This is a genomic window from Bradyrhizobium sp. CCBAU 51627, assembly GCF_028128765.1.
GTDB lineage: Bacteria > Pseudomonadota > Alphaproteobacteria > Rhizobiales > Xanthobacteraceae > Bradyrhizobium.
In genome coordinates this window covers 174343-185870 of sequence record NZ_LBJG01000024.1, presented here as the reverse complement: position 1 = coordinate 185870, position 11528 = coordinate 174343, and the positions used below count along the sequence as shown (strand labels likewise).

The following is an 11528-nucleotide window of genomic DNA, read 5'->3' as shown; positions in this document are numbered from 1 at the left end:
GCAATTCGTCACGACTCACTCCAGATCCGAAGCCAATCAGCACTGCTGGTTTGTGGTCGCGTACAACGCCACGCGACCATCTTTCGTGAGCGCAATACCTTAATCACTCGTTCGTCGGCGCTTCATGGCTGCGAGCCATAGTCCCCGCCGCAACCTGAAGCGAAGAGCCGACTGCCCAGCAGCCCGCAACAAAGCCTGTCAGAGCGTTCGATAGATCCTGATCAAGGACAAGAATGCTGACGGACAGAGTCGCGGCAATCGCCGCGCCGAACGTTCCGGCCGCACTCATAATTTCAGCCGGCTCGGAACCGTTCCATTCTTCCGAGATACCCGAGTTTGGCCGCCGTGCGACGCTGCCGGACAGGTCTATCCCGACATAATAGCTCAGAGCGCCGAACAGCATTGTTATCAGCACGATCCAGCCGCTTTCAAACAGTCCGTCCTTCTGACGCAACAGGGTCGCACCCACATAGAGGCCGCAGGACGCTCCTACGGCCGCCAGCCCGATTCTTTCAAGGATATGGGCCGACTTGATCAGACTGGAGCGGGCGATCCGAAGACCGCCCACGTAACGTGTGAGGGAAAATGCGCCGAAAATTGTGCTGCTTACCTTCATGAGGGGGCTCCTTCTGAGTAATTGGCAGCCTACTGGCCGACCCCGAATAGAATCTGCCGGGACGCGGTTCTCGATGCCCTTCCAGTTCAGAAAGATCTTTGCTGAGTGATGGGACTGACTTGCTCGCGAAGGCGAGAGCCAATCCAAAGCTGCGAGCACGCGGCTGCGCAGACATTGCAACTCACCCGTGTCTGTCAGCTAGCGCCGGGTGCGGCAATTTCTTGCGGGAGTGGTAGTTCAAAACGTCACGGAAGGACTATGAAGCGGTTCACAGATTGCTGTTCTCTGCCGCTTCATCCGGTCACAATCTCCGGAGGACGTGCGAAGCTACGCAGTCAGGCCGACCACTCCTCGCCCCAGACCTGCACGACATGCCCCGGCGAGACTTCGCGATATTGTCGCACCGGCGGCCGGTAACCCGGCGCGCGCACCGGGCTTCTGATCTCCTCGTTCGAAGCTTCGCGCCTGGTACCGCGGCGTGCAGGATCGGGCAGCGGCACGGCGGCCATCAGCTTCTTCGTGTAGGGATGCTGCGGATTGCCGAACACATCCGCGCGCGGGCCGATCTCGACGATCTCGCCGAGATACATCACCGCGACGCGATGGCTCATGCGCTCGACGACCGCGATGTCGTGGGAGATGAAGAGATAGGCAAGGCCCATGCTCGCCTGAAGGTCGAGCATCAGATTGACGACCTGTGCCTTGACCGAGACGTCGAGGGCGGAGACGGCTTCGTCGGCGACGATCAGTTTCGGTCCAAGCGCGAGCGCGCGCGCAATGCAGATGCGCTGGCGCTGGCCGCCGGAGAATTCGTGCGGAAAGCGCGCCGCCATGTCGGCGGAAAGACCAACGCGCTCGAGCAGGCCAGCAACCTTGTCGCGCGCTTGCGCGGCCGTGGCGAGCCCATTGGCGAGCAGCGGGGCTGCGATCGCCGTGCCCACCGACATGCGCGGATTGAGGCTCGCGAAGGGATCCTGAAACACGATCTGCATGTGCTTGCGGAAGTCGCGCAAGGCGCGGCCGTTCATGGCGAGCACATCGTGGCCGTCGATCAGCACGGTGCCGCTGTCAGGTTCGGTCAACTTGAGAATCGAGCGGCCGGTGGTCGACTTGCCGCAGCCGGACTCGCCGACCAGCGCCAGCGTCTCGCCGGCGCGGAGTGTGAAGGAGACGTTCTCGACCGCATGAACGCGGCCCGAGACCTTCCCGAACAGGCCCGAGCGGATCGGAAAGCGCGTGGTAAGATTAGAGACCTCCAAGAGAGGCCGCTCGGCGGCCGAGACCGTATCGGGCGTCTCCGCCGGCTCATCCGACGTGCCCGTCACCTTGTCGACGATCGGGAAACGCATTGGCCGCACGCGTCCATCCATCGAGCCGAGCCGCGGCACGGCCGCGAGCAGCGCGCGGGTGTAGGGGTGCGCGGGTGAAGCGAAGATGCGCGCGGTCGCGTCGGTCTCCACTGCCTGCCCGCCATACATCACGACCGTGCGGTCCGCGATCTCGGCGACCACGCCCATGTCGTGGGTGATGAAAAGAATTGCCATCCCCTCCTCCTGCTGAAGCTCCTTCAGCAGTTCCAGGATCTGCGCCTGGATGGTGACATCGAGCGCCGTGGTCGGCTCGTCCGCGATCAGGAGCTTGGGCTTGCAGGCCAGCGCCATCGCGATCATCACGCGCTGGCGCATGCCGCCGGAGAAGCGATGCGGATGCTCGTGGAAGCGCGACTTTGCCGCGGGAATGCGAACCCGATCGAGCAGACGGACGGTCTCGGCCTCCGCCGCCGCGCGCGACAGGCCGCGATGCTGGATCAGCGCTTCCGCAATCTGGAAACCGATCGTGAGCACCGGATTGAGGCTCGTCATCGGCTCCTGGAAGATCATCGCGACGTCGTTGCCGCGGATGTCCTTCATATCAGTCTCGGGCAGCGCCAGCAGATTGCGGCCGGCGAGCATGATGCGCCCCTCGACGCGGCCGATCTCCTTGGGAATGAGCCGCATGATCGAGAGCGCGGTGACGCTCTTGCCCGAGCCGGACTCGCCCACGATCGCCACGGTTTCGCGGGGCGCGATGTCGAACGAGATGTTGCGGACGACGGGAACCCATCGGCGCTCGAGCATGAACGACGTGGTGAGGCCCGAGACGGACAGCACGGGAGACTGCGCTTCGGCGATCACCCGGTTCGCTCCGCTTACGCCCATGCTCATGCGAATGTCCTAATAGCCACGACTACGGTCGACCAAGCCCGGCAGCTCCTCGCCGCGGCGGTGACGCGCGATGACGTCGAGCACGAAATCGACGGCCGTATCCGGCGTCGTCATGCTAGCATTGTGCGGCGTCAGCAGGATGCGTGGATGGGTCCAGAACGGATGACCCGCAGGTAGCGGCTCGGGATCGGTGACGTCAAGAACGGCCCCGGACAGCGCGCCGCTGTCGAGCGCCGCAAGGAAGTCGGCTTCGATAAGATGAGGGCCGCGCCCGACATTGACCAGCCCTGCCCCGCGCGGCAATCGCGCGAACAGATCGGCGTTGAGGATGCCGCGGGTCTCCTCAGTCAGCGGCAGCAAGCAGACGAGAATGTCAGTCTGCGCGAGAAACTCCGGCAAGGTCTCCACACCGGTGTAACAGCTCACGCCCTCGATCATTCGGGGCGAGCGGTTCCAACCGAGCAGCGGAAAGCCTAACAGCTTAAGACGCTCGAGCACGGCCTGCCCGAGCTGGCCCAGCCCCATCACGCCGACGCGCCGCCGCCTGGCAGGCTTAATCCGGATTTCGCGCCAAACCTGCTGCTTCTGCTGGTTGATGAAATGCAGGAGATCGCGATGCAAGCCCAGCACGGCCATGGTGACGTACTCGACCATGGTCTCGGCAATGCCGGGCTCCATCATGCGGACCAGCGGAATATGCGGAGGCACTTTCGTGGCGTCGAACTGATCGACGCCCGCGCCGACCGAGAAGACGAGCTCGAGGTTGGGAAAGGTCGTCGCGATCTCGTCCGGCGGGACCCAGGCCACGAGATAACGAATTTCGGCAGCATTGCCGATGTCAGGCCACAGCCGGAACGGCACATCGGGCGCGCGCTCTGCAAAGAAGCGCGCCCACTGGGCGCCGCGCACCATGTTGGCCTTGTAGAGGACCGTCATGCAATCCTCAGAACGGGCTGACCGGCGCGAGCCGACGGCCGTCGATCATGCGCTTGTGGCTGTAGGCGGCGGGATCGACCAGCGGCGTCGCACCCGTGACAATGTCGGCAGCAAGCTTACCGGCTGCGGGACCGATGCCGAAGCCATGGCCGGAGAAGCCGGTGGCGAGGAAGAAGCCCGGCAGCGCATCGACCGGCGAGATCACGGGAATTGTATCAGGCGTGCAGTCGATGGTGCCGCCCCAGGCTTCCGCGATTTCGATGTCCTTCAGCTCCGGGTTCGCCTTGATCAGCGAGGCCAGCGCCGCGTTGACCAGGGACATGTCGGGCGCGGGATCACGCACGCGCTCGGCCTCGAACGGCGACGGCGTGTCAAAGCTCCAGCTGGTGCCGCGCATGAGCTGGTCGAAGAACGACTTGCCGAACGACATCTTCAATCCGTTCCTGCGATGCTGGTAGGTCGGCCAGAAGGTGCGTGCGTAGCGGAATAGGTCGGGTGACAGCTCCACCGTGCCGCGGTTGCGCAGCGCCAGCGTAAAGCCGCCATCGAGGCGACGACGAATGCAATAGAAATCGGTGCCGAGCGCCCCCGATGTGATCTCCGGCCCAGGCGTGGTCCGGCATGCGGTCGCGTTGACGAGGCCGATCGGCAGCTCGATGCCGTGGCGGCGGCAGAACAGCGAAGACCATGCGCCGCCGGACAGCAGCACCGCCTGCGTGCAGATGGTGCCCTTTTCGGTGACGACGGCACTGACCTTTCCACCTGACGTCTCCAGCCCGCGCGCGGCGCAGCCCTGGTGGATGGTGACGCCATGTTTCCGCGCGGCAGTCGCGAGCGCGGGCACGGCCATCGATGGCTCGGCGCGGCCATCGCTCGGGGTGTGCAGGCCACCGACCCATTGATCGGTATTGCCGGGCATGCGCTCGGCAACCTCAGCCGGCGTCAGCACGGTCGAGTGCACCTGCATCTCGCGCGCGACCGCCGCCCAGCGCTCCCAGCTTGCGAGCTCGTCCTTGCTCTTGGTCAGGAACAGCACGCCGGTGCGGCGGAAGCCGGCATCGACGCCGGCGTCGTTCTGCATGTCTTCCCACAAACGCAAGGCTTCGCGCGCGAGCGGAATCTCTTCACGCGCGCGGCCCTGCTGGCGGCACCAGCCCCAATTGCGGCTGGACTGTTCGCCGCCGACATGGCCCTTCTCGACCAACGCGACGGAGAGCCCCTTCTTGGCGAGGTGATAGGCGGCGGAGACGCCGATGACGCCGCCACCGATGACCACGACGTCCGCCCGTGCCGGCAGGCGTTCGTCGCTGTTTATACGGTTGAGCGGCGGGGACATGATGCACTCCTGGAGATCGGTTCAAGTCTTTTTGTCATGGGATGTTCATTCGCGGATCCAGCGCATCGCGCAGGCCGTCACCGAGGAAGTTGAAGCTCGTGACCGCGAGCGTGATGGCGACGCCCGGCGCGATCGCGAGCCACGGCGCGCTGGTCAGATAGATCTGCGCGTTGTTGAGCATGTTGCCCAGGCTCGCGGCCGGCGGCTGGATGCCGTAGCCGAGATAGCTGAGATAGGATTCCAGCAGGATGGCCTTGGCGACGTTCAGCGTCGCCGCCACCACGATCGGCGCGATCGCATTGGGGACGAGCTCGCGGAACATGATGCGCAGATTGGACGAGCCGAAGGCGAGCGCGGCCACCGCAAACTCGCGTTCCCGCAGCGAACGCACCTGGGCCTCGACGACGCGGGCCACCCACATCCAGGCGGTCGCCGCAATCAGCACGGTGGTGGTGGCGAAGCCGGGCTCGGTGAGCGCGGCCAGTGCCAGCAGCAGAAAGATGGTCGGAAAGCACAGCACCGCGTCGACCAGCCGCATCAGGACGGCACCGACCACTCCGCCATAAAATCCGGCAAAGGCGCCGACGACGATGCCGACCGCCATCGCGATCACCATCGCGACGAAGCCGATGGAGAGCGAGATGCGCGCACCCATCATCAGGCGTGCCAGCACGTCGCGGCCGAGTTCGTCGGTGCCGAGAATATGCGCGCCGGAGAGGGGCGGCGCGAATCGCTTCATGATGTCGATATAGGTGTCGTCGAACGGCAGCAGATAGGGACCGAAGGCCGAGCCGAGCACCAGCACCAGAATGATGATGGCACCGGCGAGCGCCAGCCGATGCCGGCGGAACCGCCGCCATGCGGCCTGGCCGGGCGCGAGTTGAACGGTGGAGAGTGTCGCGGCCGTCATCGCCTAGCCCACCCGGATGCGCGGATCGACGACGGCGTAGAGGATATCGGCAAGCAGCGAGCCGATCAGCACCATCATTGCCGAGAACATCAGGATCCCCATGACCACGGGATAGTCGCGATAGCCGATCGAATCGAGGAACAGCCGCCCCATGCCGGGCCAGGTGAACACGGTCTCGGCCACCAGCGCGCCGCCGAGCAGCGTCGGGAATTGAAGACCGGCAACCGTGATCATCGGCAGCAGCGCATTGCGAAGCGCGTGTACGGTGAGGATGCGCCATTCCGGCATGCCCTTGGCGCGCGCGGTGCGGATGTAATCCTGGTTGATGACCTCGAGCATGGAGGAGCGCATGAAACGCCCCCACATCGCGGTCTCGACCAGCGCCAGCACCATGGCCGGCGCAATCAGATGATGCAGCAGGTCAAGGAAGGAGCCGTCGCCGACGGTCTCGCGGTTGCCGGCCGGCAGCCAGCCGAGCTTCACGGAGAACACGTAGATGGCGACGAGGCCGAACCAGAAGGTCGGGATCGAGAGCGCGATCATGGCGCCGACGGTCGCGAGCGAGTCAAACAACGAGTATCGTCGCAGCGCGCCCGATATGCCGATCCAGCAGCCGAGCAGCACCGCAATGATGGTCGCTGTCGTCATCAATTCCAGGGTTGCGCCGAGATGCGAGGAGATCACCGACAGCACCGCCTCGCCGTCGCGATAGGACCTGCCCCAGTCGCCTTTCAACATGCGGCCGAACCAGTCGAGATACTGGATCGGCAGCGGGCGATCGAGGCCGAGTTGCTTGGTGACGCGGTCAAGGTCCTCCTGCGTCATTTGCGCCGACGCCGCGAATTGCGAGAGCGGACCGCCGGGCGCCAGATGCAGGATGGCAAAGCCGATCGCCGAGACGATCACCAGCAGCATGACCGCCTGCGCCAGGCGATTGAGGACGTAGCGGGCCACCTCAGGCGATCCTGATCAGGCCCAGTACCATTCGCGCATGTTCCAGCTGTTGATCGAGGTGTTGATGTTGGGGCGGAAGCCCTGCAGCCCCTCCTTCACGCCTTCGGCAATGAAGCCCTGAAACAGCGGCAGGATCGCAAGGTCATTGCGGATGAGCTTCTGCAGCTCGCCGTAAGTGGTCTTGCGCTGAGCGAGATCGAATTGCTTGGCGCCTTGCGCGAGCAGCCGATCGGCCTCCGCGCTCTGGTATTGATAGGTGTTGTAGCCGCGGCCGCCCTTGGCGGGAATGGCGCCGGAGCCGAAGCGCGGCGTCACGTCGGGATCGCTGCCCAGCATGAAGTTCACGCCGACGATGACCGAATTGAACTTCGATTGCTGCCAGAAGTCGCCCCAGATCACCGCCGCGGGCATGTTGTTGACGCGCATCGCAGCGCCAATGGCCCGCCAGTCCTGGATCAGGAGTTGCTGGCACTGCTCACGCACGGCACTGCCCGCTGTCGTCGAATTGGTGAATTCGAGCTTGATGCCACCCTTCTCGCGCACGCCACCGGAGCCGCGCACCCAGCCAGCCGCGTCGAGCAGCGCATTGGCTTTCGCCGGATCGTATTTGTGCTGCGGCAGCCCCTGCTGGAACGACCAGGCCTGCTGCGGCACGAAGCTCTCGGTCTGCGTCGGCAGGCCGTAATAGAGCGCGTCGATGATCGCCTGCTTGTTGATGGCGAAGTAAAGCGCCTCGCGCACCGCGCGGTCGGCGAAGGGACCGAATTCGAGGTTGGGCGCAATGTGCTCCACCGAGGAGGTCGAGGAGACGACGATCTTGCGGCCCTCCAGCGTCTTCGCCTCCTGCACGAAGTTCGGCAGGATGCCCTGCAAACCGGTGTAGTCGACTTGGCCAGTACGGAACTGGGTGTAGAGCACGGTGAGGTCGGGAATGTATTTGAACACCACGCGTTCGACGTAGGGTCCCTTGCCGTGATAGCCCGTATGCGCATTCAGCAGGATGTGGTCGCCGGGCACGCGCTCGCCCCAGCGGAACGGGCCGGTACCGACAGGCGCGTTGTGGAACGGCGAGGCGTTCGGATCGGAGACCTTCTCCAGGATGTGCTTCGGCACGATGAAGGTCAGCGACCCCAGGATCGACATGTAGGGCGAATAGGGCGCCTCCATGCGCCAGTGGATCTCGTCCGGCGCGACGACCTTGATGTCCTTGACGAGGCTGTGGCCGACACGGCTGCGGGCGCGGAAATTGGGATCGTTGATCAGCTCGAGCGAGAACTTCACGTCCTCCGCCGTGAAGGGCGTGCCGTCGTGCCACTTCACGTCGCTGCGCAGCTTGATCTTCCAGGTCAGACCGTCGGCCGACAGTCCGCCATTCTCGATGGTCGGGACCTCACGCGCCAGATCCGGAACGAAATTGCCTTCGGGATCGATGAACCAGAGCAGCGAGAACACCTGCCACCAGACGCCCTGATCGACCTCGATGCCGGGCATCAGCGGATGAAACAGCGTCGGCTCCTGCGACAGCGCCGCGATCACCTGGCCCCGCGGCTTGTCCGGCGGACTGGTCGGGCGCTCGGTCTGCGCAAAGGCGTTGCCTGGAAGCGTCAATCCCGCCGCCGCGCCTGCGCCAAGCTGGAAGAATTGACGGCGCGTAGGAATGCCAAAGTGATGCAGTCCCCCAACGCCGAGCTTGCCGGTGCTGTCTGCCATGACCAGTCTCCGTTCCCGCACGCGGCACCGTCTCCCGCGCCCCCGAAACCCCGGCAAGGGGACAGGAGTGGGCTTTAGTGCTTCTAAATTTTTCAGCCAAAATTTCATCATGACTAAATACAGCTGTCAATCGCATTGCTAATATGCGCGACCTTTTCACTCCGGCTGAAAGCCACGGACCGATGCGTTCCGGGTTTCGGACGATGCATGGGAGAGCGACATGGACGGTCGCGGCGACACGAACGCTCCGAAGGACGTCTCGACAACGGAGACCGACGATACCGTGGACCAGCGCCTCGGCGAAACCGTGCGCTTGCTGCGTCAGCGCGCCGGTCTGTCGATCCAGGACGTCGCCAACAAGACCGGCCTCTCCACCGGCATGATCAGCCAGCTCGAACGCGCGCGCGCCATGCCGTCGATTCGCACGCTGCGGCTGCTCAGCATCGCGCTCGACGTGCCGATCTCCTACTTCTTCGAGAGCAGCGATTCCGGCGACGTGCAGCGCTATATCGTGCGCAAGAACGCCAGGCGCCTGCTGCGCCTCACCGCCAGCGGTGTCGTCAAGGAAGCATTGACGCCGGAGGGCAAGGGCCAGCTCGAACTCTACGAGCTCACGCTCAATCCCGGTGCTTCCTCCGGCACCGATTTCCTGCAACACACCGGCGAGAAGGCCGGCTATATCCTCTCCGGCAGCCTGCGACTGTGGCTCGACAACCAGGCCCATATGCTCGAAGCGGGCGACAGCTTCCGCTTCCCGAGCATCGTGCCGCACATGTTCGACAACCCGACCCAGCAGACCGCGCGCGTGATCTGGGTCACGACGCTGCGCCAGACCGATTCGCCTGCTGGTTGATCGACCCGCGCCCCGCTAAAAATTGCCTCGACGCCGCCGCAGCGAGCCTGTAGCTCACTGGGGCCGGACTCATTTGACCGGGCGGACTTGGAAGTCCCTTTGAAGGTCCCTTGGGGTCCGCGGCTAACGTCCTCGGTGCGAGACCATGAAACTCAGGGGGCTTCTGACACGCGCGATGACGGTGCAGACCGTCGTGACCGCTGCGGCTCTCCTCGTCTGCTATGCCGTAGCCGGACCCGGGTTCGGCATTGCCCAGATCATCGCCCTGCTCGCAAGCGCCGCCGTTGCGGTGCTGCTCGCGCGATTCTGCGCAGACAGGATCGCAAGATCTCAGGACAAGCCCGCCGCACAACTGGCCGGGCAGGCGCGTGCGGATGGCGCCCAGATGACCCAAGCCATCATCAAGAGCGCGCTCGACGCCTTCATTCAAACCGACGATGCCGGCATCGTGCTGGAGTGGAGCCTGCAGGCCGAGGCGCTGACCGGATGGTCACGGCCGGAGGCGATCGGCGCCGACGTCGTCGATCTGCTGGTCGCCGAACAACTGCGATCGCGCTTCAGGCAACGCATGATGCGGATGTTGCCGGAACTGTCCGATACGCCGATCGGCATCCGTTTCGAGGTGAGCCTCGTGCACCGGAACGGCGATGCGATGCTGGTCGAGGCGTCGAGCACGGCGCTTCGCCTCGGCGGTCGCACCATCGTCAACGTCTTCGTCAAGGATCTGACGCAGAAGCGCGCGGCCGAGGAACAGTTGATCCAGGCCCAGAAGATGGAAGCAATCGGCCAGCTCACCGGCGGCATCGCGCATGAATTCAACAACATGCTCACGGTGATCACGGGCACGATCGAGATCCTCGCCGAGGCCGTGAAGGACAATCCGCCCCTCGCCACCATCACCAAGCTGATCAGCGAGGCCGCGGATCGCGGCGCGGCGCTGACTTCGAGCCTGCTGTCCTTTGCGCGCAAGCAGGCGCTTCAGCCGGCCGAGATCGACGTCAACGACCTGCTCGAAGAGCTCGCGAAGCTGCTGCTCGCGACCTTCGACAAGATCGAGATCGTCAGGAAGTTCGACCGCAGCGTCCGGCTGGCGTTCGCCGACCGCGGACAGCTCTCCTCAGCGCTGCTCAACCTCGCGATCAACGCCCGCGACGCGATGCCGGACGGCGGGCGCCTGACGCTGACGACACGCAACGTGGTGTTCGGCGTGCGCGAGGCCCTCGCCGTCGGCGCCGGCTACGCTGGCGACTATGTCGAGATCGAGATCGCCGACACCGGCACCGGCATTCCGCAGGCGATCCTTGAACGCATCTTCGATCCATTCTTCTCGACCAAGGAGGTCGGCAAGGGCACTGGTCTCGGACTCAGCATGGTGTTCGGTTTCGTCAAGCAATCCGGCGGCGGCATCAAGGTGAAATCCGAAGAAGGCCACGGCACGGTCTTCACGATCTATCTGCCGAAGGCCGAGACCAGCGCGCTTCGCCCCGCAAGCTATGATGCGCGCAAGGTCGTGGGCGGGACGGAGACCATCCTATGCGTCGAGGACGACCCCGACGTCCGCCAATACGTCACGGTCCAGCTGCAGAGCCTCGGCTACAAGGTCCTCCCCGCCGCCAACGCGGCCGAAGCGCTGGCGATTGCAGCCGACGGCACGCCGTTCGACCTGCTCTTCACCGACATCGTGATGGCCGGAAGCGCCAACGGGCGCGAGCTCGCCGACCGGATGGTGGCCGCACGTCCTTCGCTTCGCGTGCTGTTCACGTCGGGCTACGCTCACGACTCCCAGCACGCGCAGGGAGGCGTCACCATGGGCGCGCCGCTTCTGACGAAGCCGTACCGCAAGGCCGAGCTGGCTCGCCTGCTGCGCCGCTCGCTCGACACCGCCGTCGACGCCGTGGGCGATGCGATCCCGACGCCCTATTCGGTCCAGGCAGACCTCGAGGGTTTTCTGCGCAGACAGGCCGCCGAAGACCGCGGCTCGAAGTAGCGCCCGCCTCTCGGTGGAACCA

At 64.7% G+C, this 11528-nt stretch carries 9 protein-coding genes; 2 read left to right on the top strand and 7 right to left on the bottom strand.

Going from position 1 to position 11528, the window contains the following annotated elements; translation table 11 throughout:
• Positions 1–103: 103 nt before the first annotated feature.
• The 7 genes from XH88_RS15780 to XH88_RS15750 form a co-directional block, all read right to left on the bottom strand.
• The gene (locus tag XH88_RS15780) at positions 104–616 is read right to left on the bottom strand and encodes a hypothetical protein (RefSeq protein ID WP_271669218.1); all 513 of its coding nucleotides are present in this window, start codon (positions 614–616) and stop codon (positions 104–106) included.
• A gap of 335 nt (positions 617–951) precedes the next feature.
• A complete protein-coding gene (locus XH88_RS15775; protein ID WP_271669217.1) occupies positions 952–2820 on the bottom strand; it encodes an ABC transporter ATP-binding protein in 1869 nt (622 codons plus the stop codon).
• A gap of 9 nt (positions 2821–2829) precedes the next feature.
• The gene (locus XH88_RS15770) at positions 2830–3756 is read right to left on the bottom strand and encodes a 2-hydroxyacid dehydrogenase (RefSeq protein WP_271669216.1); all 927 of its coding nucleotides are present in this window, start codon (positions 3754–3756) and stop codon (positions 2830–2832) included.
• 7 nt (positions 3757–3763) lie between these two features.
• Positions 3764–5092 carry an NAD(P)/FAD-dependent oxidoreductase gene (locus tag XH88_RS15765; protein WP_271669215.1) on the bottom strand — a complete coding sequence of 443 codons (1329 nt, stop codon included), beginning with the start codon at positions 5090–5092 and terminating at the stop codon, positions 3764–3766.
• Between the two features lie 34 nt (positions 5093–5126).
• Positions 5127–6002 carry an ABC transporter permease gene (locus tag XH88_RS15760; protein WP_271669214.1) on the bottom strand — a complete coding sequence of 292 codons (876 nt, stop codon included), beginning with the start codon at positions 6000–6002 and terminating at the stop codon, positions 5127–5129.
• A 3-nt stretch (positions 6003–6005) separates the two neighbouring features.
• Positions 6006–6956 carry an ABC transporter permease gene (locus XH88_RS15755; protein WP_271669213.1) on the bottom strand — a complete coding sequence of 317 codons (951 nt, stop codon included), beginning with the start codon at positions 6954–6956 and terminating at the stop codon, positions 6006–6008.
• A 15-nt stretch (positions 6957–6971) separates the two neighbouring features.
• A complete protein-coding gene (locus XH88_RS15750; RefSeq protein WP_271669212.1) occupies positions 6972–8666 on the bottom strand; it encodes a peptide ABC transporter substrate-binding protein in 1695 nt (564 codons plus the stop codon).
• Positions 8667–8886: 220 nt separating this feature from the next.
• Here XH88_RS15750 and XH88_RS15745 point away from each other — a divergent pair, with 220 nt between their 5' ends.
• On the top strand, positions 8887–9519 hold the full coding sequence (locus XH88_RS15745) for a cupin domain-containing protein (RefSeq protein ID WP_271669211.1): 633 nt from the start codon (positions 8887–8889) through the stop codon (positions 9517–9519).
• A 145-nt stretch (positions 9520–9664) separates the two neighbouring features.
• Entirely contained in the window at positions 9665–11506 is a 1842-nt protein-coding gene (locus tag XH88_RS15740; RefSeq protein WP_271669210.1) for an ATP-binding protein, read from the top strand.
• Positions 11507–11528: the final 22 nt, after the last annotated feature.